This window comes from Nocardia sp. SSK8, assembly GCF_037034205.1.
Lineage (GTDB): Bacteria > Actinomycetota > Actinomycetes > Mycobacteriales > Mycobacteriaceae > Nocardia.
The window spans coordinates 201,638-226,488 of sequence record NZ_JBAGKD010000001.1 but is presented as its reverse complement, the minus strand read 5'-3'; the positions used below and the strand labels follow the sequence as shown (position 1 = coordinate 226,488).

The following is a 24,851-nucleotide window of genomic DNA, read 5'->3' as shown; positions in this document are numbered from 1 at the left end:
CTACCTCATGTTCGTTCGGGCCTGCCCGGCCCGTCTGCGTCCGAATACACACTCGGGACACCGCCCGCGAGCTCCGCGAGGAGGCCGAGCTGGAGGAGCTCGATGCGCCGCCGCCCGGTACGCACGGCCTTTCGGTCCCGCAGCAACCGCAGCGACTTGGCGACCGCTTCCCGAGATGCCCCGGCGGCGTGCGCCAGTTCGTCCTGCGTCAGCGGCAGGGTGATGACCACGCGATCGTCATCGGCCTGTCCGTACCGGGCCGCGTAGTCGAGCAGAAGCCGCGAAACACGCTCGGTCACGGTGTGCGCGCCATACTCCAGGCGCTGCACATCGGCCTCCCGCAGGCGATGGATCACAACCTGCAACATGGCGAACGCGGCCCGGCCATCGGTGCGCAGCATCGCACGGAAGGCCTGACCGGGAACCACGGTCGCGCTCACGGCCGACAGCGCGGTCACCGTCGCCGATCGCGCCCGGCCGTCGATCGCCGAGAACTCGCCGAGCAGATCACCGGGCCCACGAATCGCGAGCAGGACCTGTTTGCCACTCTCCGCCGCCGATGTCACCTTCACCCGGCCGGCGTGAATGATCACGACATGATCCGACCGGTCGCCCTCGTTCATCAGTGCGGATCCGGTCGACCACTGGCGCCGCGTACCGGCATCGAGCAGCGCCTCGAGGCTGAATCGGGACAGTTCGTCGGAATCCAGACGGCATTCCCCCTTGTGACCGGCCTGTCGAGCAGCGGCATCTCCAGGGCGACGACAGCCACCCCACGCCACGGTTGCCCGCGCGTCGACCCAACCATCAACTGCGACAACGATGTTCGATCTTAGCGGGGAGGTCTGGAGCCTTCGGTCGTTTCACCCACACAGTCTCCGCTGGGCGATGTGATAGCGGGATGGATGCCGGTGCGGAAACTCGGTGACAAGCCCTGGGTTTTCGGGGTTCCGGGCCCCCGAAAACTGTGGAACGCTACCGCTTCACGAGGTTCCCCGGCGAACGCCGGGCCTGCCAGACCGAAGCGAAGGACCACCGAACCCATGCGAATCGCAGGACTGACCGCCCTCGCGGCGGGCGCGCTCGTTCTCCCGGCCATCCTGGCTCCGACGGCGTCGGCGGAGGTGGAGGACATCACCATCTACGCCTGGGGTGGTGAAGTGCCCGTCGCCTGCGACTACGTGGGCGCCAACTGCACCGTCATGGCCCGGATGTTCGGCGCCGACTACGCGCTGCCCGCCAGCCTGACGATCAACGGCCGCGAGCTCGATTCCGCCGAGCGTCTGGACTACCCGGACCGGGAACGCAGCGCGCTGCGCGGCACCTGGCGTCCACCGGCCAAGGGCACCTACACGATCGTGGCCACCCAGGGCTCCTCCACCAAGACCCTCGTCCTCGAGGTCACCGGCGACGCCCAGCTCGGCAGCGGCTCGGCGGGCCTGCTGCCCACCGGTTCCAGCTGACCATCGAGTCCCTGTCCGAGACTCGATGCCGAAGCCTGCGGCTAGGGCGTGCGGTCGAGTATCGAGCGGGCGAGGGTGTCGGGGGCCTCGAGCATCGCCAGATGCCCGACTCCGCGCAGGTATCGGAGCCGGGCACCCGGCACCGCCTCGTATTGGTGCGCGGCGGCCGGGTCCCACCGGGGGTCCGAATCGCCGAAGATCGCGAGGACCGGCTTCCCGGCGGCGATAAGGCGCTCGGGCACAGTCGCGGCGGTGATGTAGTCCATGTTGGCGGCGAGAATCGCGCGAAATCCCCGATAGGTCGTCCGGCGCAGATCGGCGATCACCGTGTCGGGCACCGTGATCGGGGCCGCGGCCATCGCCGCCAATCCGCGGCGGAACATCGAGCCGGTGCGGATCGCCCACACCAGCGGACCGAAAGGCGGCGCGGTGAGCGCCTTGACGATCGTCGGCTCGGGCGACAGCGCCGCGGGGCTCGGCCCGGTACTGACCAGGACCAGCGCGCCGACCAGGTCCGGGCGACGCTCCACGAGCGCGGTGGCGACGTATCCTCCGCTGGAGTGACCGACCACCGTCAGGTTCCGCAACCCGAGCTCGTCCATCACTGCCGCGGTTCGGTCCGCCTGCTCCGGCACCGCGTACGTGGCGGCCGACTCGGATCGGCCGCATCCCGGGAGGTCGATCGTGATCACCCGAAAGGCCGAGGCCAGCGCGGGCACCACCGGCGCCCACGTCGAGCCGGTCGCGCCGGAACCGTGGATGAGTAGCAAGGGCGGTGCCGCCGGGTCACCGTCGATGACGACGTGCACCCCGTGGACCGTCGTATCGTTTCGCGTCGGACTGGGACTCGATTCGCTCATACCGACAGCGTCATCGAGAACCCGTAGCGCCGTCTTGGACGAATGTCACGATGTTCCGATCCGGTTAGCCTGGGATGTATGACCGCCGCCTGCTCGCTGGACTGGAGCAGGGTCGAGGTCGCGGTCCCGGCCGGTAGCCCGGCTCCGGGAGTCCGGATGGCGGGTTTCCGCTTCTACGACATCGGTCCCGTGGCCATCGCGATGATCCCGCATCCAGCGGTCACGCTTCTACTCGATCTCACCGAGCGCGGAGTTGTCTGCGACAGCCCTCGGAGCCCAGTCGCGGGGAGCGTGGTCATCGGCCTGCGTGCCGGTGCCTTCCGTATCGCCGGCACGGGGCCCGGCGAAGTTCTGCAGATCCGTCTGTCCCCCGTCGTCGCCGCGGCAATGCTCCGAGACACCGAGGCGATCGGCGGTTCCGTGACGCCGCTGTCGAACCTGTGGGGCGGCAGTGCCGCGCTCTTGACCGAGCGGCTCCGGTCGGCACCGTCGTGGAACGAGCGTTTCACCCTCGCCCACGCTTTCCTTCGTCGCCGAGTGCCCGAAAATACCGCTGTAGCGCCCGAATTCGTCTACGCCTGGGACCAGACCGTCCGCACCGGCGGGCGCCTCCGCGTCGAGACCATCGCCACCGAGACCGGCTGGACCCGCCAGCGACTGTGGTCCCACTTCCGGACCCGCCTCGGCGTCTCGCCCAAGCTCGCCGCCGAACTCGTTCGCTTCGACCGTGCCGCCCACCTGCTGTCGGCAGGCCGCTCACCCGCGGACGCCGCGGTCGAGGCAGGCTACGCCGACCAATCCCATCTCCACCGCCGCACCAAAGCGATCACCGCGATGACCCCGACCCTCGTCGCGTCAGCACCGTGGCTGGCGATCGACGAGATCGCGTGGCCTGCCGGGTAGCTCGCCGGGGGCCGTTGTCGGCGCCGCGCCGAGTACCGGTGAAATGTTGCTCACGTTCGTCCGTCACGCCGAATCCGCGGGCAGTACCTCCGGGCTGATCGACACGTCGGTGCCGGGGCCGGACCTGACCGGCAAGGGCCGGGAGCAGGCCGTTGCGGTGCGATCTGCCCGCCGTCGTCGAAGACGGGCGCCATCATGGTGTGGGCGCTCATGTCCGTCCGGAACCCGGACATGAACAAGCTGCAGACCGACCGCTGCACAACACCGGCCGGGTGGTCGTGAAGGGCAGCCCCGCCAAGGGCTGGAAACTCGTCTCCTGGGACGGCCATTCCGTCTCCTGCCCCGAGACGACAACCCCGGAAACGAATAAGAGGTCCGGCTCGAAAGCCGGACCTCTTATTCGAAAGTGGAGCTAAGGGGACTCGAACCCCTGACCCCCACACTGCCAGTGTGGTGCGCTACCAGCTGCGCCATAGCCCCTTGTTCTTTTGTTTCAGCCGCTCTCGCTGCTGCCTGAATGAAGTTACACCATGGTTCTCGGCGACTACAAATCGGCTGGTAGAGGGCGGAAAAGTGGGGATTTCGGGGTGGGGCGGGAGGGGGTGGTGAGGGGTGGTGGTGTGCGGGTGAGGGGTGGGGTGTGGGGAACCTCACCCGGGACGGATCAGGGGGCGAGGGTGACGACCCAGTTCTCGTCGGACCAGTCGATCTTGGTGGTGCCGTCGTAGACGGAGGGGGTGGCGGATTTGTTGCCGGTGCGGGTGTCGAGGTCGGCGAGGTTCTTCGCGGCGGCGGCGCGGGCGGCGTCGAGCTGGGCGCCGCCGGTGATGCAGGAGGCCACGGATTCGGGGGCGCCGGATTCGGTGGCGATGGTGGCCAGGGCGGGGTTGCTCAGGTCGGCGCCGCCCTCGTCGGGCTGGCGGGTGGTGAAGAGGGTCTCGTGGAACTTGCCGTAGGTGGGGCCCGAACCAGCCTGGGCGACACAGAGATTCGCGGCGAACGCGCGGGTGGAGTAGTCCTTGCTCTTGGACTGGTCGTCCAGGAATGTGACGTAGTGGTAGTTGATGGCCAGCTTGCCCTCGTCGACCTTCTGCGCCAGCTCCTGGCCGTAGCTGGTCTCGAGCACACCGCAGGCGGGGCAGAGGGGGTCTTCGAAGATGTCGATGGTCTTGGGGGCGTCGGGGCGGCCGAGGCGGATGACGCCGTCGGGGGTGGTGCTCACCTGCACGGCGGGGTCGTGGACGGGGCCGTAGCCCTCGTTGCGCACGGGTGGCGGCCCGTCGTTGCCCCACTGGTAGGCGGCGAACACGATCGCCCCGATCAGCACGAGCGCCACCGCGGCCAGCGCGTAGGTGGTGTTGCTGGACACGGGGCGCGGATTGTGGGGTGACTTGGCGCTGCTCACCCGTCCACTCTGCCTCGAGACACGCGCCACCCGGCGTCCGGGCGTCCGGAAATGGCGTTGACCTGCGGGTCAGTGCTTGACGTCGTGGGGCTCCGGGCGGGCTGTGGCGACCAGACCGTCGCGCACCACCGGGAGCCCGTCGGCGCCGTCGCAGCCGCACTGCGGGTCGATGCCGTCCCCGGCGTGGTCGGGGTGAGCGGGGTCTTCGGGATGCGCGATCCGGGAGGGTTCGGGCGTCACCAGCCAGACCGCGGCCGAGATCGCGAGCAGCGCGCCGGTGACCCCCATACCGACGCCGAAGGAGGTGCGCTCGGCCAGCCACCCGATGACGATCGGACCGAGCACGGTGCCCAGATCGGCCGCCATCTGGAAGGCCGCCAGCACCGGTCCGCCACGGGCCCGCGCGCCGATCACGTCGGCCAGCGCCGCCTGCTGGGCGGGGCTGAACATGCCCGAGCCGAGCCCGGCGACGAAGGAGGCGATCAGGAACCAGGTCAGCGAGGGGGCGATGCCGAGCGCGCCGGTACCCAGCGCGCAGATGGCCGAACCGGCGATCAGGAACGGTTTGCGTCCGAAACGGTCCGACAACCGGCCCGAGACGAACAGCACCGCCGCGTTGCCCGCGGCGAACACCGTCAGCGCCACGCCCGCCATGCCGGATTCCTGGTGCAGGGTCTCCACCACCAGCAGCGGGACGAACGCCATCCGCACACCGAACACGGCCGCGCCACCGGCGAAACTCGACAGCAGGACCGACCGGTAGGCGGGTTCGGACCAGGCGTGCCGGAAGGTGAACACCGACGTGGCGGCGGCATCGTCGGCGACGAGCACCGGCGAATCGCGCAGCCCGGCGAACACGATGACGCAGACCACCAGCAGCGCGGCCATATAGATGACGAACGGTGCCCGCAGCCCGAGCCCGGCCAGCCCACCACCGACCAGCGGACCCAGCAGCGAGCCGATCAGGAAACTGGTCGAGTAGATGCCCGAGACCCGCCCGCGCGCCGCGGGCGGCGACACCCGGATGATCAGCGCCATCGACGACACGGTGAACATGGTCGAGCCGACACCGCCGAGCGAGCGCAGTACCAGCAGTTGCCAATAGGTCTGGGCCAGCGCGCAGGCGCCGGTCGACAGCGCGACGATCAGGATGCCCGCGAGATAGACCCGCCGCTCCCCCAGTTTCTGCACCAACCGTCCGCTGGCGGGCGCGAACAGCAGCCGCATCAGCGCGAAGGCGCTGACGATGGCCGAGGCCGCCGCGATGCCGACGCCGAACTGGCGCGCGTATTGCGGCAGCACCGGCGCGACCAGGCCGAAGCCGAGCGCGATCACGAACGCCGCCGCGATCAGGACCCAGATCTCGGCGGGTAGCCGGACTTTGGCCGGTGCGCTCACTCGCTCAGCGCCTGGTTCACCATCTCCTCGGCCGCGGCCTGCACCTGGGTGAGGTGCTCGGGACCGAGGAAGGACTCGGCGTAGATCTTGTATTTGTCCTCGGTGCCGGAGGGACGCGCGGCGAACCAGGCGTTCTCGGTGGTGACCTTGAGCCCGCCCAGCGGCGCGCCGTTGCCGCGCGCGGTGGTGAGGATGCCGGTGATCTCCTCCCCGGCGATCTCGGTGCCGGTGACGGCGTCGGGGGTGAGCCGGGCGAGCTTGGCCTTCTGCGCGCTGGTGGCCGCCGCGTCGACGCGCGCGTAGGCGGGGCTGCCGTACTGGCGTTCGAGTTCGCCGTAGCGGGCCGAGGGGGTCTGGCCGGTGACGGCGGCGATCTCGGCGGCCAGCAGGGCCAGCAGGATGCCGTCCTTGTCGGTGGTCCACACGGTGCCGTCCATCCGCAGGAACGACGCGCCCGCGCTCTCCTCCCCGCCGAAAGCCAGGCTGCCGCTGAACAATCCGGGCACGAACCACTTGAACCCGACCGGCACCTCGTGCACGTCGCGGCCCAGCACGCCGACCACCCGGTCGACCATGGACGAGGTGACCACGGTCTTGCCGATCTTGGTGAGCGCGTCCCACCACATCCGGTTGGCGACCAGATATTCGATGGCCACGGCCAGGAAGTGATTGGGGTTCATCAGGCCACCGTCGGGGGTGACGATGCCGTGCCGGTCGGCGTCGGCGTCGTTGCCGGTGGAGATGTCGTAGTCGTCCTTGATGCCGACCAGCGCGGCCATGGCGTGCCGCGAGGACGGGTCCATCCGGATCTGGCCGTCGCTGTCGAGGGTCATGAACCGCCAGGTGGGGTCGACGAACGGGTTGACCACCTCGAGCTCGAGATCGAAGCGCTGCCCGATCTCCTCCCAGTAGTCCACGCTCGCGCCACCCATCGGGTCGGCGCCGAGGCGGATGCCCGCGCCGCGGATCGCGTCCAGGTTCAGCGCGTTCGGCAGATCGGCGACGTAGTGGTCGAGGTAGTCGTAGCGCTCGACATGGGTGCTCAGCGCCTGGTCGATCGGCACCCGGCGGACCTCGGCGAGCCCGCCGCGCAGCAGTTCGTTGGCGCGGGCGGCGATGGCGTCGGTGGCCTTGGTGTCGGCGGGACCGCCGTGCGGGGGGTTGTATTTGAAGCCGCCGTCACCGGGCGGGTTGTGCGAGGGCGTGACGACGATGCCGTCGGCCTGGTGCTTGGTGCCGCCCCGGTTGTGCCGCAGCACAGCGTGACTCAGCGCGGGGGTGGGCGTGTAGCGGCCGCGCGCGTCGACCACCGCGGTGACGTCGTTGCCCGCGAGCACCTCGAGCGCGGTGGTCCAGGCGGGTTCGGACAGGGCGTGGGTGTCGCGCGCGAGATAGACCGGGCCGGTGATCCCGCGGGTGGCGCGGTACTCCACGATCGCCTGGGTGATGGCCATGATGTGCGCCTCGTTGAACGCGCAGTCGACGCTGGAACCGCGGTGCCCGGAGGTACCGAAGACCACCTGCTGAGCCGGTTCGGCCGGGTCGGGGACGCGGCTGTAGTACGCGGTGACCAGGTGGGCGATGTCCACCAGGTCGGTCGGGCGGGCGGGCCGTCCGGCGCGATCGTGGGCCATGGCAGGGGTTCCCTTCCGTGTCGGCTGCGCGCGGCTGGTCATCAGGATCATGCGCGCAACCACCTGGTCGGCCGCGTACCCGGACTCGCGCCGATCGGAGCGTCCGGCCGCGCCGGACCGACAATGGTAACCGCCGACGTGCCCGGTGACAGGGCGGACGCCTCGCCGCTCATCCTCCCGGCCCCCTTCCGTCGCCGCGGTCGGCGTGCGTTTCCGCTCCGATCCGCTGATGGTCGTTGCTCATGGTATCGACAGCCACCGACATCCGCCGCGTCCGCCTCGGCAGGCCCGGTCGTGGCGCGCCCACACCTCAGCGAATACCGGGCAAACGGCGCACACGCCGAAGGCCCGGACCGTTATCCGGTCCGGGCCTTCGGTTCTCGCGGTGGTGGATCAGTGCGCCAGCACCGGCTCACCCTCGGCCGGGGCGGGCACCGTGTTCGGCATGATCACGGCGATCACGATCGCGCCGAGCACGAATGCCGCTGCCCCCCACCAGAAGCTGATGGTGTAGCTCTCGATCGCGCCCTGCGCCATGGTGAGCGGGCCGGGCTGGTGCGAGGAGACGTAGTCGGTCATCGCCGAGGCCGCGATGGTGCTCAGCAACGCGGTGCCGATCGAGCCACCGACCTGCTGGCTGGTGTTGACCATCGCCGAGGCGACACCGGCATCCTCGTGGTGCACACCCGCGGTGGCGCCCTGGAAGGCGACCGACATCGCGGCACCCAGGCCCAGGCCGAGCAGGATCAGGGCGGGCAGGATGTGGGTGACGTACCCGGTGTCCAGGCCGATCCGGGTCAGCCAGATCATGCCCGAGGCGGCGACCAGGAAGCCCACGCTGATCACGATCTTGGGCCCGAAGCGCGGCAGCAGCAGCGAGGGCGCGGTGGTCGAGGAGGCCACCATGCCCGCGACCATCGGCAGGAACGCCAGGCCGGTGACGATCGGGGTGTACTCGAGGGTCAGCTGCATGTAGAAGGTGAGGAACAGGAAGATCGCGAACATCCCGATGCCCATGGTGAACACGGTCAGGTAGGACCCGCCGCGGGTGCGGTCGGCCACGATGCGCAGCGGCAGCAGCGGGTGCGCGACCCGGGTCTCGATCCAGACGAACACCGCGAGCAGCACGGCGCCACCGATCAGGAAGGCCAGCGTGGTCGGGTCGCTCCAGCCGTGTGACTCGGCGTGCGAGAAGCCGTAGACGATGCCGAACAGCGCGGCGGTGACGGCGACGGTGCCGGGCCAGTCCAGCTTGGGACGGGTGGTGGCGGTGTGCTTGGCCAGCAGCAGCACGGCACCGACCAGGGCCACCGCGGCGAAGATCAGGTTGACGTACATCGCCCAGCGCCACGACGCCCACTCGGTGAGCGCGCCGCCGAGCAGCAGGCCGATCGCGCCACCGGCACCGGCGACGGCACCGAAGATGCCGAAGGCCTTGGCGCGTTCCTTGGGTTCGGTGAAGGTGACCGTCAGCAGTGACAGCGCGGCGGGCGCCAGCAGCGCGCCGAACACACCCTGGCCGACCCGCGCGGCCACCAGCATCTCGAAGCTGCTCGCGGCGCCACCGATGGCCGAGGCCGCGGCGAAGCCGATCAGGCCGATGATGAAGGTGTTGCGGCGGCCGAAGAGGTCACTGAGCCTGCCGCCGAGCAGCAGCAGGCTGCCGAAGGCCAGCGCGTAACCCGTGATGACCCATTGCCGATCGCCGTCGCCGAAGCCCAGATCGGCCTGGGCGGCGGGCAGGGCGATATTCACGATCGTCGCGTCCAGCACGACCATGAGCTGGGCGATGCCGAGAACGGCGAGCACCCACCAGCGCAGGGCGTGCGAACCCCGGCGGCTCGTGCCCGCGTCCGCGGGACGCTGGGTCCCGGTGTCGAGTGTGGTGGTCATAACTTCCCTCGTGAGTCGTCTGGGTGAGTTTTCGGTGGCATAATTGGAGATACCGCCTCCGCTTCACTGAAGCTACCAGATTAACGGAGAAACCACCTCCACTTAATCCCCGGATTGCTAGGATGCCCCTGTGAATCACGCCACGACGACCCCAGCACCACCCCGCCGACTGCGCGCCGACGCCGTGCGCAACCAGCAGCGGATCGTCGCGGCCGCCCGCGAACTCTTCGCCGATCACGGCCTCGAGATCACCCTCGACGACGTCGCCGAACGCGCCGGTGTCGGCGTGGGCACGGTCTACCGCCGCTTCGCCAACAAGAAGGAACTGATCGCCGAGGTCTTCGACCAGCACCTGGTCGACTTCGCCGAGACCGCCGAGGCCTCCCTCGGCCACCCCGACCCCTGGCTCGGCCTGGTCGAGTTCTTCGAGGACGCCTGCCGCCACCTCGCGGCCAATCGCGGCTTCGGCGAGGTGATGCTCGAGCTCGAGGAGGATCCGGCCCGCTTCGCCGAACTGCGCGACCGCATCCGCCCGTCGGTGGCCGCCATCGTCGACCGCGCCCGCGCGGCCGGGGCAGTGCACCCCGACATCACCACCTCCGACTTCTTCGCGCTGATCCACATGGTCAACGCGTTCGCCGAGTTCGCCGGACCGGTGAATTCCGAGGTCTGGCAGCGCTATATGGCCGTGCTACTCAACGGCGTGCGCACCGACGCGGTGCCCCGGCGCCCACTGCTCGTCGGCCCGCTCACCGACGAGGAAGTCGAGCAGGCCAAGGCCGCGGGCTGCCTCGGCCGCCGTCGCTGACCACCGCTTCCACCCCCGTGCAGTAGCGCGCGTCACACCTCATCCTCTACTGTTGGACACATGACCAAGAGCACCTGGGTGAACTGGGCGGGCGAGCAGCGCTGCACACCCGCCGTCGTCGCCGCGCCCCGCGGCGTCGAAGAACTGGCCGAGATCGTCGTCGCGTCGGCCGACGCGGGGCGCACCGTGCGCGTCGCGGGGTCCGGTCACTCGTTCACCGACGCGGTGCTCACCGACGGCACCCTGCTAGATCTGGGCGGGCTGAACCGGGTGCTCGACGTGGACACCGCGACCGGGCGGGTGCGCGTCGAGGCCGGGATCACCCTGCACGCGGCCAGCCCGCTGCTGCACGAGCACGGGCTGGCGTTCCCCAACCTCGGCGATATCGACACCCAGACCATCGCGGGCGCCACCGCCACCGCCACCCACGGGACCGGCGCGAAACTGCGCAATATCTCCGCGGCGCTGCACTCGGTGGAGGTCATGCTGGCCGACGGCAGCCGGGTGGAGCTCAACGAGCAGACCGATCCGGAGGGCTGGAAGGCCGCCCGGGTGAGCATCGGCGCACTCGGTGTCGTCACCGCGACGACACTGCAGCTGACACCCTCGTTCGTGCTCGACGCCGTCGAACGACCGGTCCCGCTCGACGAGGTGCTCGCAGATCTGGACGACTACGTCGACGGCAACGAGCACTTCGAGTTCTTCGCCTTCCCGCACAGCAAGCTGGCGATGACCAAGGCGCTCAACCGCACCGACGCGATCGAACAGCCGCGTGGCCGGATCAGGGAGTGGCTCAACGACATCCTGCTCGCCAACCATCTCTACGACGGAATGTGCAAGGTGGGCAAGCGGATTCCGGCGGCCATCCCCACCATCCACCGGCTGGCCGCGCTCGCGGGCAGCAACAATCGCCAGACCGATCGCTCCTATCGCGTGTTCGCCACCCCGCGCAAGGTGAAGTTCAACGAGATGGAATACGCCGTGCCCCGGCAGCATTCGGTGGCCGCGCTGCGCGAGATCCTCGAACTCGCCAAGCGCTTCGACACTCCGATGCCGCTCGAGGTGCGCTGGGTGGCCCCCGACGACGCGTTCCTGTCCCCCGCGGGCGGGCGCGAGACCTGCTACATCGCGGTGCACCAGTACGAGGGCATGGACTGGGACCCGTACTTCCGTGCCTGCGAAGCGGTTTTCGACCGCTACGACGGCAGGCCGCACTGGGGCAAGCGGCACTACCAGACCGCCGCGACCCTGTCCCCGCGCTACCCGGACTGGGACCGGTTCACCGCGGTGCGCCGCCGCCTGGACCCCACCGGCGTCTTCGCCAACGACTACGTGCGCCGGGTGCTCGGTCCGCTGGACTGATCCCCCGGTACCGGTTGTTCCGCACCGTCGGCGCGAGGTATATCTGATGTGCCACAAGCACTTTGCTCCTGCGCCGAAAGGGCGACCATGGCCCACACACCCAGCGTGTTGTTCGTCGGTGTCCACAATGCGGGCCGGTCGCAGATGGCGGCAGGACTGCTGCGGGCAATGGCCGGAAATCGCATCGAGGTGCGTACCGCGGGCAGCGAACCGGCCGAGGAGCTCCATCCGGTCGCGGTCGCGGCCATGGCCGAGATCGGGATCGATATCGGCGGCGAACGGCCCAAGGCGCTCACCGACGACGCCGTCGGCGTCTCCGACGTGGTGGTGACCATGGGCTGCGGGGAGGTGTGCCCGTACTTCCCCGGCATCAGCTACCGCGACTGGGTGCTGGCCGACCCAGCCGGGCAGCCGATCGAGGTGGTGCGCGGCATCCGCGATCACCTGCGGATCCTGATCGGCAATCTCATCGCCGAACTGGTGCCCGCGCCCACCCGCTGAGGTCCGATTCGTTCAAGACGGCCGCCGATCGGGCGCCTACGCTGCGGATATGACTCCACAGCTGGATGTGCTCTCGATCGTCGTCTCCGATATGGCCGCCTCGGTGACCTTCTATCGCAGGCTCGGGCTCGTCTTCCCCGACGGCGCGGAGACCGCGCCGCACACCGAGGCGCCCCTGGGCGGCGGCCTGCGCCTGGCGCTGGACACCGAGGAGGTGATCGCCTCCTTCGCGCCCGGCTGGCAGCCGCCGACCGGCCACGGCCGCACCGGGATCGCGTTCCGCTGCGCCGATCCGGCCGAGGTCGACAAGCTCTGGGCCGAGCTCGTCGCCGAGGGCTACCACGGCGAACTCGCGCCCTGGGACGCCGTCTGGGGCCAGCGCTACGCCACGCTCGCCGACCCCGACGGCCAGGGCATCGACCTCTACGCCCCGTTGCCCACCGAATAGGCCGACCAGCCGCGCGGATCACGCTGACGCTGCTGGTAGCGGTCCAGGATCTCGCGGACCTCGTCGCTGACCGGCGGTTCCCCGGTGAGCCTGGTCCACAGGTGGGTGTCGTGTTCGGTCAGCCGCACCGGGCCGGTCGCGGCGACATCGACGACGAAGGTGAACTGCCTGGTGCGCGCGCCCGCGCTGGACAGGTAGTCGAATTCGCCCAGGTAGTCGGTGACCCCGGTGACCTCGAGGCCGGTCTCCTCGGCGACTTCGCGGGCCACCGCGTCGTCGAGGGCCTCGCCGGGTTCCACAACCCCGCTCGGTAGCTCCCAGCGGCCGCTCAGTGAGTCGGATCGTCGGCGGCGGAGGATGAGCACCCGGTGGTGACGGACGACGACGGCACCGACGACAAGTCGACGGACTTCGTCTCGTTCGGCCTCGATACGGAGCGTGGAGTACACGGATTCGTCGATCATTCGGGTCACATCCTCTCGTCGTGTTTCGGACTTGCCTGGCACATGCGACGGGGCGTGCTCTGTGAGCATAACTTTCCCCCCGGGCGATGCCGAATGAGACTTTCCGGGCACCGCGCGGATCGATCACCCGGGTTGGAGTGCCCGGACCGAGCATCCGGCCAGGTCACGGAACTCTCGCGAGAGGTGCGACTGGTCGGCGAAGCCGGTGACGGCGGCGGTCTCGGCCGCCGGAATTCCCGCCCGCACGGCGGCGAGTGCTCGCTGAAACCGGAGAATTCGGGCCAACATCTTGGGCCCGTAGCCGAAGGCGGCCAGGCTGCGCCGGTGCAGCATCCGGGCCGAGAGCCCCGCCTGGGTGGCGGTCTCGGCGACCGTGGCGCCCGCGGCCAGGCTGTCGGCGACGGCGGTGATCACCGGGTCGGCGCGCGTGTTCGCCGCCGCGAATCGAGTGGCGACCCCCTCGAGTGCCGCCACGCGGTCGGGCGCGTTGTCGATGCTGTCGACCAGCAGCCGGGCCGTGCGGGCGGGCACGAGATCGCCCAGATCGACCCGTTGATTCAGCAGTTCCACGGCGGGCACGCCCAGCAGCGCGGGCGCGGTGCCCGGCGCGAACCGGATCCCGACGAACGCGCTCGCGCGCGCCGCGGGCGCGAGGAAAGCGCGGCTGTCCGGGCCCGCCACCAGGAGCGAGCCCTCGGTCCAGATCAGATCCATGCAGCCGTCGGGGAACACCGTGACCGGCTCCGGGTGCGCGGCGACGGTGCGCGTCCAGAGGACAGCCCGGTCGATGCGTGCCGCGCGCTCCCGGTAGTCGCTCATCCTCCCGACGGTAGCGCCGCCCACCGACAGGTTCCGGCCCGCCTAGGGTGCTCCCATGACCGTCCTGCGTTCTGTGCTGTTGTTCGTGCTGGCCGCCGTCGCCGAGATCGGCGGGGCCTGGCTGATCTGGCAGGGCGTGCGCGAGCACCGGGGGACGGTGTGGATCGGCGCGGGCGTGCTGGCGCTGGGGCTGTACGGGTTCGTCGCGACCCTGCAACCGGACGCGCATTTCGGGCGGATTCTGGCCGCCTACGGTGGGGTCTTCGTGGCGGGCTCGCTGCTGTGGGCGATGGCGCTGGACGGGTTCCGGCCGGATCGCTGGGACGTGATCGGCGCGCTGGTGTGCCTGGTCGGGGTCGGCATCATCATGTACGTCCCGCGGGCGGCCGGGTGAGCGGTCGGTAGCATCGGGCGGCGACAGGCATTCGGTTCGGCGGAGGGGTGGGCTCCATGCAATCGGCGGCATCGGTGCGCGGCGGCGCACCACGGATCGCGAGTTTCCCCGGATCCGATATCGACACCGAACCAGATCTCTGGTCGGGCGCGGCCATCGACGACAACCGCATCACCGCACTGGCCGTCGGCGCCTACTACGGCCGCAGCTGGGGCGCGCACTGCGACGGCGTGGCCTTCCTGCCCGAAGACGACAGCACGGTGACCCGGCGCGAGACCGCGATCGAGGGCCTGCACGAATCCTGGGGCGTGGACAACGCCGAGGACGCGCGCGACACCATCCGCAGGCTGCTCGCTGGCATGCACGCGCCGCTGTTCGAACTCGTGCATCCGCTGGCGGTGGCCGCGGCGGGCGACACCGGCCGGGTGGATCGCAGCGGCCTGGCCGACGAACATCGCGAATTCCTGCACACGCTCTCGGGTTTCCGCGGCTATCGCGGCCCCGCGGGCATCGACCGCGACTACGACGCCTGGCTGCAGGCCATCAAGCTCGGCATCACCGAGTGCCTGCCGAGCCCGTTGCAGACCGACGCCACCGCCTGGGACCTGGCCCGGCTGGTGTTCATCGCGCGCGGCGCCCACACGGCGGGTTATCTCACCGAGGACGAGGCCTGGGAGCACATGCTGACCGGGCTGGACCGGGCCCGTCAGCACTACCGCAACTGGCGCCAGTTCGGCGACGGCTTCCTCACCGGGGCGATCTTCTGGGCCGCGACCCAGGATCTCTCGGCAGCGAAACGGCAAGTGGCCGAACGCGGCCGGATGCTGGCCGGGCTGCACCTGCGTCCGTCGAGCCCGTGGCGGCGGGTGGCGCTGCACCAGGGCGCGCCGGTGTTCAGCCCGGCATCGCCAGCATGATCCCGACCGCCTGACGGCGGAACGGGTCGTCGTCGACCATCCCGAGTTTGCGCCGCTCCACCAGCAGCTGCCACTCGCCGAACAGGTCCGCCGAGGAGGGCAGCGACTGCGCGATGGAGCCGTCGGCGTGTTCGATCTCGCAGGCCAGCCGCAGTGCCTCGGCGACGCGGGCGAAATCGACCGGCTCCCAGTCCAGGAAGTCCAGCTCGGCACCGGCACCCGAAACCCGCAGGGTGGCGACCTTTCCCGGCGGCGCGAGGATCTCGGCGCCGGTGAGGACGGCGACCGGGAACTCGTAGACGGCCCAGGTGGACACGAACAGCAGCCGCAGCGTGGTGACGGCGACCAGGCCCGGCACCCCCTCGTGCCCGGCCTGGGCCAGTTCCAGCACGTATTCGTCGGAGCGCGCGCAGCGGTGCAGGATTGCGATCTCCGCCAGCGAATTGCCCACATAACGCATACGGCCCGCGGCCGCCGTGACATCGGGGCGCTGCGGGCCGTCCGGGCCGGGAACCGATTGCGGGGGAATCAGATTCGGGCGCGGGGGGAACACGCGGCGCAGGCCGATCAGGTCCCGTTCGACCGCGCGCACCAGCACCTGCGCCTGCGCGCGCACCCCGGTCTCGAGGAACACCGGCACCGGCTGCCGATCGGTGGGCACCCCGTTGACCACGTGCTGGGCCGAGCGGAAGAACAGCAGCAGGGCGAGCAGCCCGTCCTCGGTGGTCGCCAGCGCGACCCTGGCCAGCTCCGCGACCGAGACATCGAGGCCCACCTCGTTGTCGGCCCGCAGCGGCGTAGTCACCAGCCGCCCGTCCCCGTACCGGACGGCCACCCGCGTACCCCACACCTCGATCACAGCAAATCCCTCCGGCCCAGCCCCGCCTGGCTGGATCCTACCGAGGGGGTGTCGCCGGTGGGCCCGGGCGGCGTAGATTCGAGATCGTCGCTGCTCGGGTGTGTTTTCCTGGACGAAGGGATCGCCGTCATGAGCAAGTCGTCGCGGTGCCGTCTCGCCGGTGCGGCCCTCGCGCTGGTCCTCGTGCTGGGCGGATGCGCCGCAGCCGAGTCGCCACCGGAGCCCGCCGCCGGTCCCGAGGCCGGGCGGATCACCGAGATCGTGCGCGCGGCGATGGGCGAGCTCGATCTCAGCGCGGCGGTCTTCGGGGTGTGGCGCGGTGGGGAGCGGGTGGCGCTGGACGCGCTGGGTGAGTCGCCGCTGGGGGTGCCCGCGAACGCGGACATGCGGGTGCGGGTGGGTCAGCCGATGGAGCCGATGCTGTCGACGGTGCTGTGGCGGCTCGACGGCGACGGCGTGCTGTCGATGGACCAACCGATCGCGCGCTGGCTACCCGGGTTCCCCCGCGCCGAGGTGATCACCCCGCGCATGCTGGCCAACAGCACCTCCGGTATCGCCGACTACGTGACCGACCCCGCGTTCCTGAAGATCTTCGGCGAGAACCCGATTCGCGCGTGGACCGCGCCTCAGCTGCTCGATATCGCCACCGATCGGCCGCCGCTGTTCGAGCCCGGCACCAGCTTCGCCTACGCGCACAGCGATCTGGTGGTGCTGGGTGAGGTGCTCCAGCGGGCGGCGGGAAAACCGCTGGGCGAGTTGATCGCCGGGCATCTCACCGAGCCGCTGGGCATGCACCACAGCGAGGTGGTGCTCACCCCGCAGATGGACGAGCCCTTCCTGCACGGCTACACCAATGAGCGAAAGTTCTTCGAGGACTCCACCTTCTGGAATCCGACCGCGTTCCTGCACAGCGGTAACATGAACGCCACCGTCGCCGACCTCGGCCGCTGGGTCCGGGCCCTGGGCACCGGCGAACGGCTCACCCCCGACCAGTTCGAGCAGATGATGGCGCCCTCCACCGCGGGCCTCGGCCCCCTCACCGCCGACCGCTACTTCGCCTTCGGCGTCGTCCATCTCGGCGACTGGCTGTTCATGAACCCGTCCTACGGCGGCTACGACGGTGTCGCCTTCTACGACACGAAATCGGCCACCACCGTCATCGTCTACACCACCCTTGGGCCCAGTTCGGATGCCGACAAGAACAATGCCGTCGGCATCGGCACGAAGATCGCCGAGCTCCTCGTTCCGGATCGGCCACCCGCCGTTCCCTGAGGAGATCGTGCGGTCAGTGGCGGTCGCCGGGCCAGGGTGCGGGGGCGTCGGGGAAGGCGGTGCGCAGGGCGGTGGCGCGGTCGGCGGAGCCGCCCTGGAGGGTGATCCAGGAGGAGTCGGCGAAGGCCAGGGACAAGCCGGTGGTGCCGTGCGGGCGGGACGCGACGACGTGCGCGCGGTGGGCCCACCAGGGGATGAGCGCCGGGCCGAACTTGCGGCCGACGCCGCTGCGGATACGCAGCAGGACCAGGCGGGCGCTGGTCAGCGCGAGGACATGTTCGCAGCCATTGGTCACCGGGTCGTAGTGGATGCGCAGCTGACCGGCCAGGCTGTCGAGGCCGCCGTGCAGGGCGGTCGACTGCCGGGGGTCGCCGAGATCCCACTCGCCGGAGGCGACGGCCGCGATGCCGAGGGCGGCTCCCGCGAGCTTGCGGGTCGCGGACCTGCCCCCGAACCCGTCCTCGACCTTCCGCTTCCGTGGCACCTTCGGACAGTCGTGATGCGGCGTGACAGCGGCGAAGGTGAGCACCTGCTCGCCGGGTTCGACAGCCGACGCGAGGAAGCTGGTGATGTCGTCGTCGTTCAGCGTGAGGAACCCACCGCGCTGCCGCGCCTCCTCGGCGACGGCCTTGGCCGCCTTGCCCGCCAGGTCCCGAAAATCATTGGCCACCGGCCACTCTCCCCTCCGTGCTTCCCTCGGCCCACTCAGGTGTGGAACTCGAGGACTTCGTGTCCGTCGACGTAGCGAACGATCGCGACCCAATCCGGGTCCGCGCCCTCCAGCGATCCGTCGTAGGTCGCCGTTTCCGCGCCGGTCGCCCGGTCGTAGACGATCGTGACCGGCGTCGTCCCATGCTTGCTGTCGATTCGCCCGCCCACGACGACACTGTCACCGACGACGAAAACTGTTCGCTCGTTGGGGTATCCGACGAAACCGGGATCGGTCACCTGCCACTGCCGCCGACCGGTAGCGAGATCGACCAGGGTGAGTGCGCCCTGATCCGCGTGCTCGGTGATCAGCAGGGATCGGTCGTCACAAGCCAGTGCGCTGCCCTCGACCTCGGAGGTCCACACCGCTGTCCCGGCGGCCAGATCGAGTAGCTGAGCCCGGCCGTCGTCGCCGACCACCGCGACGCGGGACCCACTGCCGACGAATCCGTCGCCGCCGAGTGAGTGCTCACAGTCGTCGTCCTCGCGGCGGCCGCTGTTGACAGTGATCGAGTAGTCCTTGGTTCCGCTGTCACCGCCGAAGGCCTCGATCAGCACGGGGCATGCTCCCAGCCCTCGGACATCATCGTTCGCCGTGACGATCAGCGTCTTCCCGACAGCGACCTCGTACCAGGCGCGGTTCTTGGCGCGGACCGGCAGAATCGCGCCGGTCGCCGTCTCGAGCAAGGTCCAATCGATGCCGAACGGCTCGGACACTACAGAGAACGCTAGGTGCGCTTGTTCGGCCGGAGCCAGGCGCCCGTGCTGCCCGATAATGGACCTGCTCACGGACCCACTCGCCGCCACCGCCCAGCTCGGTTTCCCGTCGCGAATGTCACGCCGCATCGTCGAGCACCGCTCGCTGCGCCCGGACTCCTGCTCGCACTCGGCGGTATAGACCGCCTTGTCGAACACCGTCACCTTGTCGGCACTGCCCTGCCACACCGTCGCCCCACCGACGATCTCGATGACCTCGAACAACACCTGCCCCGACCCGGCCCTCGGATCGTCGACAAACACCACCGAGCCCCCGCTGATCCAGTACTTCGGATAGCCATCGGGGGTATCCCGCCGCCACAGTTCCCGCCCGGACCCCCGATCCAGCGCCACGAACGCCCTCGGCCGCACGGTCAACACCACATCCCCGACCACCGAAACCATCGAAGACCCAGCCGCATACCCCGACACCGACCACGCCGCACCGCTTTTCGCCACCTCGGTAGTGGACGAACCAGGCGCCTCACTCGCGGCGACGCCCTCCCCCGCGATCGATCGAGAACCACACCCCGACACCATCAAGCAGGCAACGACCGCCCCGACAACGACCGTCCTACGCATCTCTCCCCCGACCACTTGCCGACAACCGGGTCGAACGATAGCCCAGGAGGACGCGGCGCACCCGCTCGGCGCCATCGCGACCGTACGACGTACGCCGTTCACCGATCGAATTATCTTGCGCCACGCGCAAAGTCGCGAACGCGCCGACGGAACCACCGAAGGTGTAACGGAATCCACCACGGCGACGGTGTGCAGGCGTGAAGCTCTCCAGAGGTGAGAATGCTGCGGTCAACTCACCCGCAGTAACAGTCGTCTTGACGTGGAAGTCGCAGCAGGACGTCGATCCACAAGCACTACTCCTGGCCGAGACCGGGAAGATACGCAGCGACGAGGACTTCGTCTTCTACAACGCGGCGCGGCATCCGTCCGGCGCGGTCGCGCTCACCGAGTCGCAGGCCGGTCGGGCAGTCCTCGCGGTGTCGCTCACCAGCGTCGAATCGGCTGTTTCCCGCATCGTCATCTCGGGATCGGTCGAAGAGAGATCGTTCAGCGAGGTCACCGACCTGACACTGACGGTGAAGGACGGCAGCGACACACTGATCTCGTTCGATGTCGACCAGCCCGATGCCGTGACGGCCATGATGCTCGGCGAGTTCTACCGGCGCAACGGCCTGTGGAAGTTCCGGTCGGTCGGGCAGGGATGGGCGAGCGGGCTTCGTGGGCTCGCCGAGGAGTTCGGTGTACAGGTCGATGATTCGCCTGAGCCGCCCGCACCTGTGGCCGCGCCCATTCCTCGTGACACGCCGCCACCGGCGCAAGCCCGGATGGCACCCGGCTGGTACCCGGACACGGGGCAGCCGGGTCGGATCCGCTGGTGGAACGGGTCGCTGTGGACCGACGACTTCCAGCAGATCTTCCCGGCCGACCCGGCGATCTGCGAGCGCTGCGGCCGGGAGAAGCGGATCCCGAGATTCGGTGGCCCGACGCCGTGTCGCTGGTGCGAATCCGACGTCAACAGATTCCTCGCGATGTGGCGGACCCATGCGTGGCAGGTGCTGACGACCTCCGGACCGCAGGGCAGTGGGTGGGATGAGCTCTGGACGGGTCTGCGCTTCCAGCGCATCCACGAGGAGAGCGGCCGGGAGGCGTTGCGTCCGCTCGCCGTCGCCTATCTGGAGCGCCTGGTCGCCTTCGCGTTCGCCGACGACGAGATCGAGGACTCCGAACTCAGCGGCTTCGAACGGGCGATCGAGGACCTCGAAGCGGCCGTCGATTTGACTGTCGCCCGCCGTCACATCGACGAGCTGCGCAGGCGCATGCTGCGCGGCCGGTCGCTCACCCAGGTCCGGGCCGGTGACCTGCCCCGTATCCGGCGTGAAGACCTGCATCTCGACGCCGACGAGACGCTGTACATCGATGTCAACGCGACCCACACCAAGTATCTGGCCAGCGGACCGAAGCACACCAGCGGCAGGTTGGTCGGCAGCAGCAAGAAGCTCCGATTCGTCGGTGCGGCCGCGGGTAGCGAGCTGCCCTGGGCGAAGATCGTGTCGGTCACGAGCGAATACGGCAATGTCGTCATCTCGGCGACGACCGCGCGCGGCGGTGGAACCTACAGCGTCCCCGACCCCGAGTACGTCGCGGCCGTCCTCGAAGGAGCGCTGCGCGTCTCGAAACGACTCGTGCTCGCGCCGGGCCAACGCGACACCCGGTCGATCCCGCCGAACGTGAAATCCGAAGTGTGGCAACGCGACGGCGGCCAATGCTGCCAGTGCGGCGACACCCATTACCTGGAGTTCGACCACATCATCCCGCTGAGCCGCGGCGGCGCGACGAGCGTGGGCAATCTGCAGATCCTGTGCCGCCGGTGCAACCTCGAGAAGGGCGCGCGCATCTGATCCACGAAAAAGCCCCTCACCTGGGGTTCAGGTGAGGGGCCTCGAGTGGAGCTGCCGGGAATCGAACCCGGGTCCTCCGCCGCGTCTTCAGGGCTTCTCCGTGTGCAGTTCGCTAGGTCTCTGCTTGGATCTCCGGGTCTCGCGAACAAGCTCGGATGACGATCCCAGTCACTGTTTGATGTTCCGCCCGACCCCGCGACCGGGCCGGACAGTAAGTCTCTCTAGCTGATGCCAGGGTCCGGGTCGAGAGACGAACCCGGTCTGACAGAGACGACCTGCTACTTAGGCAGCGAGGGCGTACTCGCGCTGATTGGAATCGGCGCTTAATTGGTTGCAACGACGCTTACGGTGGTCTCTTGCCTGCACCGACACGCTTCCCCTGAATCAACGTACGCAGTCGAAACCGTTCAGCCCCGTACGTGCCCGCACCCTGCGGGCTAGTCATATTAACACTCACGCTGCCGCGTTTCTTCCCCTTATTTCTGCCAGCCGACGGTGTCGGCTCGGTCACCGGACAGCGAACCGGGCCGGGACTGGGTCAATCCGGGTGGCGGGGCCGGTCGAGGCGAGTACTGTTCTCGTTCGGCCGCACTGGGACAGCGAGATCCCCTGGGCGACTGGAACAAGGAGTTACCTGATGGCATTCACCAAACCGCGGGCGCTGCGCCGTGCCGTGGTGATCCCGGTCGTGGCCGCGCTGGTGTCGGCCGTGGCGGCCTGCTCGAGCAGCGAGCAGAGCTATGGGCCCGGTGTGACCAGTGAGCCGTGTCCCGGTTCCGAGCACAAGGACCGGGGGTGCATCTACCTGGGTGTGCTCTCGGATCTGGGTGGCGGGCCGTTCGCGCCGCTTGGCATCTCGATGAACGAGGGTCAGCTGGCGTTCTGGAACCAGGTGAACGAATCGGGCGGCATCGGCGGCTACGACGTCGACATCACCACCTACGCCCGCAACACCTCCTTCGATCCGCGCACCCACCGCACCGCGTATCAGGAGATCGAGCCGCACGTGCTGGCGCTGGCGCAGAGCCTGGGCACCGGGCAGTCGATCGCGCTGCTCAACCAGATGGACGCCGACGACATGGTCAGCGTGGCGGCCACCCAGTGGTCGGGCTGGAACTACCGCAGCGCCGACCGCAATCTGGTGCTCAGCGCGGGCTACTCCTACTGCACCGAAGCGGTGATGGGCCTGGACTGGTTCACCGAGAACCACTACGCCCCACGCAATATCGCCATCGTGGCCTACCGCGGCAACTGGGGCGGCGACTACGCCAGCGGCGCGCTGAAGTGGGCGCTGGCCAACGGTGCCACCATCGTCGACCGGATCGACACCGGCCCCAACGGCGAGGTCGGCAATCAGGACGGCCCGGTCGAGGAGGTGCTGGCCGCGGACGCGGATCTGGTCCTGCTGGCCACCGGCCCGGCCGAGACCGCCGAGATCGTGGGCAAGCTGGTGCAGTCGGGCTTCGACGGACGGTTCCTCGGCTCGCTGCCCACCTGGAACGCGGCGCTGCTGCAGACGCCCGCCGCGCCCGCGCTCACCGCGCTGTTCAACTACACGACCCCGGTCGACGGGTGGGCGGGCAACAGCATCGGCGCCCAGCACGCCCGCGCGGCCGTCGACCACGAGCCAGCCAATTTCGGCTACTCGCTGGGCTGGGCCATCTCCTACCCGCTCAAGGCCCTGCTCATCGCGGCGGCCGAGGCGGGCGAACTGACCCGGCCCGGGCTGCGCCGCACCGTCACCGATCTGAAGCCCGACGGCGAGGGCATGGTGGTGGTGCATCCGGCCGGGGCCAGCGCGCCGGATCTGTCCGCGGAGTGGTCGGTGGTGTTCGAGCCGGACAAGACCGCGCCGATGGGCGCGCGGGCGATCAGCACCGGCTATCAGGGCACCACGCTGGGCAGGCTGGGCATCACCGAGCCCTGCACCCGGCTCTAGTTGGCGGCGATCATCCCGACCGCGGCGAGCGCGAGTCCCAGCCCCACCTTCTGCTGCCCGCCGATCCGCTCGCCCAGCAGCACCATCGCCAGCAGCACGGTGGCGGCCGGATACAGCGAGCCGATCACGCTGACCACCGACAGCATCGAGCCGTGGAAGGCGTAGAGCAGGGCGGCGTTGGCGATCACGTCGAGCACACCGACGGCCAATGCCAGCCGCAGCGGTTCCCCGTGCAGGCCGCGGAACTCCCCGGCGGCCAGCGCGGAGGTCCACACCACGACGGTGGCGGCCACGCGCTGGGCCAGCAGCGGCCACAGGCCCGCGCTCGCGCTGGTCTCGTGCAGGAAGAAGAAGGCGAAGCCGAACGCGGCGCCCGAGCCGACGGTGAGCAGGGCCACCCGGCGCGAGAACCGCAGTTCGCGACCGCCGATGATCTCCTCGGTGGTCTCGTCGGGCGCCTCCCGGCTGACCAGCACCACCGCGACCAGCGCGAGCGCGATACCCGCCACCGCGAGCGGGCCGGGACGCTCACCCAGGAAGAACCCGGCGATCACCGGGATCCCGGCCACCAGCACCGCCGTCACCGGCGACACCACCGACATCGGGCCGTCGGCCAAGGCGGCGTAGAACCACCACACCGCCAGTCCGCTGGCCACCCCGGCGGCCAGGCCCCACAGCACCGAGGCCGCGTCGGCGTGCCCGCCGACCAGCGGGGCGATCAGCAGGACCAGCAGCACCGAGAACGGGTAGGACACCACGACCACGCGCAGCGCGGTGACCCGCCGGGCGGCGATACCGCCGAAGAAGTCGCTGACTCCGTAGCCCGCCGCCGCGATCAGGGCGAGCGCGACGGAGATCAACGCATGCCTTTGACCCGCCGACCGATCTCGCGGGTGACCTCACGCTCGGCCTGGCGGCGAGCCAGATCCTGGCGCTTGTCGTAATCCTGCTTGCCCTTGGCGAGCGCGAGCTCGACCTTCACCTTGCCGTCGGAGAAATACATCGACAGCGGCACCAGCGTCTGGTTGCCCTCCCTGGACTTGCCGACCAGGTGCTCGATCTCGCGCTTGTGCAGCAGCAGCTTGCGGGTGCGCCGCGGCGAGTGGTTGGTCCAGGTGCCGTGGCTGAACTCCGGGATGTGCAGGCCGCGCAGCCAGACCTCCCCGTTGTCGACCGTCGCGAAGGCGTCGACGAGGGAGGCCTTGCCTTCGCGCAGGCTCTTCACTTCGGTGCCGACCAGCGCGATCCCCGCCTCATAGGTGTCGAGGATCGTGTAGTTGTGCCGCGCGCGGCGGTTGGTCGCGATGACCTTCCGGCCTTTCTCCTTCATAACGGTCAACTCTAAGTGACGGCGCCAGCGCTTTATTCCATGGCGTGATCAGCCGCCGGGACGCAGCGCCAGGTAGAGGATCAGCGCGGCGGTGAAGACCAGGATCAGCCCGACGGTGGTCCAGCGCGGCCTGCCCCGGTGCACCACCGGGTGCCGGGTGCCGAGCAGGGTGGGCGCGACGACGGGGTCGACCGCGCGCTGTGGTGGGGGTGGCGGTGGGCCGTCGGCGGCGGCACTTCCACCGCCGGAGCTGTCCTCGTCGGGTCCGTCACCGTTCACCGCCATGCGCCGACCCTAA

General features: G+C 69.6%; 25 protein-coding genes, 1 tRNA gene and 1 other RNA gene. 11 read left to right on the top strand and 16 right to left on the bottom strand.

Features of this window, described 5'->3' with window-relative positions:
- Nucleotides 1–5: 5 nt before the first annotated feature.
- The gene (locus WA675_RS01030; protein ID WP_336081102.1) at nucleotides 6–782 is read right to left on the bottom strand and encodes a Crp/Fnr family transcriptional regulator; all 777 of its coding nucleotides are present in this window, start codon (nucleotides 780–782) and stop codon (nucleotides 6–8) included.
- Between the two features lie 261 nt (nucleotides 783–1,043).
- Here WA675_RS01030 and WA675_RS01025 point away from each other — a divergent pair, with 261 nt between their 5' ends.
- A complete protein-coding gene (locus WA675_RS01025; protein WP_336081100.1) occupies nucleotides 1,044–1,463 on the top strand; it encodes a hypothetical protein in 420 nt (139 codons plus the stop codon).
- A 41-nt stretch (nucleotides 1,464–1,504) separates the two neighbouring features.
- Here the strand turns inward: WA675_RS01025 and WA675_RS01020 are convergent, their stop codons facing one another.
- Nucleotides 1,505–2,272, bottom strand: a complete 768-nt coding sequence (locus tag WA675_RS01020; protein WP_336081098.1) for an alpha/beta fold hydrolase — start codon at nucleotides 2,270–2,272, stop codon at nucleotides 1,505–1,507.
- 207 nt (nucleotides 2,273–2,479) lie between these two features.
- On the opposite strand from WA675_RS01020, the gene WA675_RS01015 reads away from it, so the two are divergent.
- Entirely contained in the window at nucleotides 2,480–3,226 is a 747-nt protein-coding gene (locus WA675_RS01015; protein WP_336081096.1) for an AraC family transcriptional regulator, read from the top strand.
- A gap of 407 nt (nucleotides 3,227–3,633) precedes the next feature.
- On the opposite strand, the gene WA675_RS01010 is transcribed toward WA675_RS01015, so the two are convergent.
- The 5 genes from WA675_RS01010 to WA675_RS00990 all read right to left on the bottom strand — a co-directional run bounded on the left by WA675_RS01010 (nucleotide 3,634) and on the right by WA675_RS00990 (nucleotide 9,556).
- Nucleotides 3,634–3,706, bottom strand: a tRNA-Ala gene (locus tag WA675_RS01010).
- Nucleotides 3,707–3,890: 184 nt separating this feature from the next.
- Complete coding sequence (locus tag WA675_RS01005) at nucleotides 3,891–4,595, bottom strand: DsbA family protein (RefSeq protein ID WP_336081095.1); 705 nt, start codon at nucleotides 4,593–4,595, stop codon at nucleotides 3,891–3,893.
- Between the two features lie 105 nt (nucleotides 4,596–4,700).
- Nucleotides 4,701–6,029, bottom strand: coding sequence for an MFS transporter (locus WA675_RS01000; protein WP_336081094.1), 1,329 nt, complete (start codon nucleotides 6,027–6,029; stop codon nucleotides 4,701–4,703).
- Nucleotides 6,026–7,663, bottom strand: coding sequence for a phosphoglucomutase (alpha-D-glucose-1,6-bisphosphate-dependent) (gene pgm / locus WA675_RS00995; RefSeq protein ID WP_336081092.1), 1,638 nt, complete (start codon nucleotides 7,661–7,663; stop codon nucleotides 6,026–6,028). The genes WA675_RS01000 and pgm overlap by 4 nt, the downstream gene beginning before the upstream one ends.
- A 393-nt stretch (nucleotides 7,664–8,056) precedes the next feature.
- Nucleotides 8,057–9,556 (bottom strand): MFS transporter, encoded by a 1,500-nt coding sequence (locus WA675_RS00990; protein ID WP_336081090.1) that lies wholly within the window; start codon nucleotides 9,554–9,556, stop codon nucleotides 8,057–8,059.
- A gap of 130 nt (nucleotides 9,557–9,686) precedes the next feature.
- On the opposite strand from WA675_RS00990, the gene WA675_RS00985 reads away from it, so the two are divergent.
- The 4 genes from WA675_RS00985 (at nucleotide 9,687) to WA675_RS00970 (ending at nucleotide 12,675) form a co-directional block, all read left to right on the top strand.
- Nucleotides 9,687–10,364 carry a TetR/AcrR family transcriptional regulator gene (locus WA675_RS00985; protein WP_336081089.1) on the top strand — a complete coding sequence of 226 codons (678 nt, stop codon included), beginning with the start codon at nucleotides 9,687–9,689 and terminating at the stop codon, nucleotides 10,362–10,364.
- A gap of 60 nt (nucleotides 10,365–10,424) precedes the next feature.
- Nucleotides 10,425–11,726, top strand: a complete 1,302-nt coding sequence (locus tag WA675_RS00980) for a D-arabinono-1,4-lactone oxidase (RefSeq protein WP_336081087.1) — start codon at nucleotides 10,425–10,427, stop codon at nucleotides 11,724–11,726.
- 87 nt (nucleotides 11,727–11,813) lie between these two features.
- A complete protein-coding gene (locus WA675_RS00975; RefSeq protein ID WP_336081086.1) occupies nucleotides 11,814–12,227 on the top strand; it encodes an arsenate reductase ArsC in 414 nt (137 codons plus the stop codon).
- 49 nt (nucleotides 12,228–12,276) lie between these two features.
- Nucleotides 12,277–12,675: a VOC family protein gene (locus tag WA675_RS00970; protein ID WP_336081085.1), complete on the top strand. Its 399-nt coding sequence runs from the start codon at nucleotides 12,277–12,279 to the stop codon at nucleotides 12,673–12,675.
- On the opposite strand, the gene WA675_RS00965 is transcribed toward WA675_RS00970, so the two are convergent.
- Nucleotides 12,651–13,139 carry an NUDIX hydrolase gene (locus WA675_RS00965; protein ID WP_336081084.1) on the bottom strand — a complete coding sequence of 163 codons (489 nt, stop codon included), beginning with the start codon at nucleotides 13,137–13,139 and terminating at the stop codon, nucleotides 12,651–12,653. The genes WA675_RS00970 and WA675_RS00965 overlap by 25 nt on opposite strands.
- Nucleotides 13,140–13,262: 123 nt before the next feature.
- Nucleotides 13,263–13,958 carry an AraC family transcriptional regulator gene (locus tag WA675_RS00960; protein WP_336081083.1) on the bottom strand — a complete coding sequence of 232 codons (696 nt, stop codon included), beginning with the start codon at nucleotides 13,956–13,958 and terminating at the stop codon, nucleotides 13,263–13,265.
- Between the two features lie 55 nt (nucleotides 13,959–14,013).
- Between WA675_RS00960 and WA675_RS00955 the strand changes: the two genes are divergently transcribed.
- Together WA675_RS00955 and WA675_RS00950 are read left to right on the top strand one after the other, a co-directional pair.
- Nucleotides 14,014–14,352 (top strand): YnfA family protein, encoded by a 339-nt coding sequence (locus tag WA675_RS00955; protein ID WP_336081082.1) that lies wholly within the window; start codon nucleotides 14,014–14,016, stop codon nucleotides 14,350–14,352.
- Between the two features lie 56 nt (nucleotides 14,353–14,408).
- Nucleotides 14,409–15,269, top strand: coding sequence for a DUF1266 domain-containing protein (locus WA675_RS00950; RefSeq protein WP_336081081.1), 861 nt, complete (start codon nucleotides 14,409–14,411; stop codon nucleotides 15,267–15,269).
- On the opposite strand, the gene WA675_RS00945 is transcribed toward WA675_RS00950, so the two are convergent.
- Nucleotides 15,247–16,128: a hypothetical protein gene (locus WA675_RS00945; protein ID WP_336081079.1), complete on the bottom strand. Its 882-nt coding sequence runs from the start codon at nucleotides 16,126–16,128 to the stop codon at nucleotides 15,247–15,249. The two genes, WA675_RS00950 and WA675_RS00945, sit on opposite strands and share 23 nt — an antisense overlap.
- 129 nt (nucleotides 16,129–16,257) lie before the next feature.
- Here WA675_RS00945 and WA675_RS00940 point away from each other — a divergent pair, with 129 nt between their 5' ends.
- A complete protein-coding gene (locus WA675_RS00940; protein ID WP_336081077.1) occupies nucleotides 16,258–17,400 on the top strand; it encodes a serine hydrolase domain-containing protein in 1,143 nt (380 codons plus the stop codon).
- 13 nt (nucleotides 17,401–17,413) lie between these two features.
- Here WA675_RS00940 and WA675_RS00935 read toward each other — a convergent pair whose 3' ends face one another.
- Both WA675_RS00935 and WA675_RS00930 read right to left on the bottom strand, forming a co-directional pair.
- Entirely contained in the window at nucleotides 17,414–18,070 is a 657-nt protein-coding gene (locus WA675_RS00935; protein WP_336081076.1) for a hypothetical protein, read from the bottom strand.
- Between the two features lie 35 nt (nucleotides 18,071–18,105).
- Complete coding sequence (locus WA675_RS00930; RefSeq protein WP_336081075.1) at nucleotides 18,106–19,626, bottom strand: outer membrane protein assembly factor BamB family protein; 1,521 nt, start codon at nucleotides 19,624–19,626, stop codon at nucleotides 18,106–18,108.
- 17 nt (nucleotides 19,627–19,643) lie between these two features.
- Here WA675_RS00930 and WA675_RS00925 point away from each other — a divergent pair, with 17 nt between their 5' ends.
- Nucleotides 19,644–21,284 (top strand): TerD family protein, encoded by a 1,641-nt coding sequence (locus WA675_RS00925; RefSeq protein WP_336081073.1) that lies wholly within the window; start codon nucleotides 19,644–19,646, stop codon nucleotides 21,282–21,284.
- 43 nt (nucleotides 21,285–21,327) lie between these two features.
- Here WA675_RS00925 and ssrA read toward each other — a convergent pair.
- Nucleotides 21,328–21,699, bottom strand: a transfer-messenger RNA (tmRNA) gene (ssrA, locus tag WA675_RS00920).
- A gap of 222 nt (nucleotides 21,700–21,921) precedes the next feature.
- Between ssrA and WA675_RS00915 the strand changes: the two genes are divergently transcribed.
- Nucleotides 21,922–23,223 carry an ABC transporter substrate-binding protein gene (locus tag WA675_RS00915; protein ID WP_336081072.1) on the top strand — a complete coding sequence of 434 codons (1,302 nt, stop codon included), beginning with the start codon at nucleotides 21,922–21,924 and terminating at the stop codon, nucleotides 23,221–23,223.
- On the opposite strand, the gene WA675_RS00910 is transcribed toward WA675_RS00915, so the two are convergent.
- Genes WA675_RS00910 through WA675_RS00900 form a run of 3 tightly spaced genes read right to left on the bottom strand, consistent with a single transcriptional unit; the run spans nucleotide 23,220 to nucleotide 24,838 of the window.
- Entirely contained in the window at nucleotides 23,220–24,083 is an 864-nt protein-coding gene (locus WA675_RS00910) for a DMT family transporter (protein WP_336081071.1), read from the bottom strand. The two genes, WA675_RS00915 and WA675_RS00910, sit on opposite strands and share 4 nt — an antisense overlap.
- A complete protein-coding gene (gene smpB, locus WA675_RS00905) occupies nucleotides 24,080–24,553 on the bottom strand; it encodes an SsrA-binding protein SmpB (protein ID WP_110036321.1) in 474 nt (157 codons plus the stop codon). The genes WA675_RS00910 and smpB overlap by 4 nt, the downstream gene beginning before the upstream one ends.
- 48 nt (nucleotides 24,554–24,601) lie before the next feature.
- Nucleotides 24,602–24,838: a hypothetical protein gene (locus tag WA675_RS00900; protein WP_336081068.1), complete on the bottom strand. Its 237-nt coding sequence runs from the start codon at nucleotides 24,836–24,838 to the stop codon at nucleotides 24,602–24,604.
- Nucleotides 24,839–24,851: the final 13 nt, after the last annotated feature.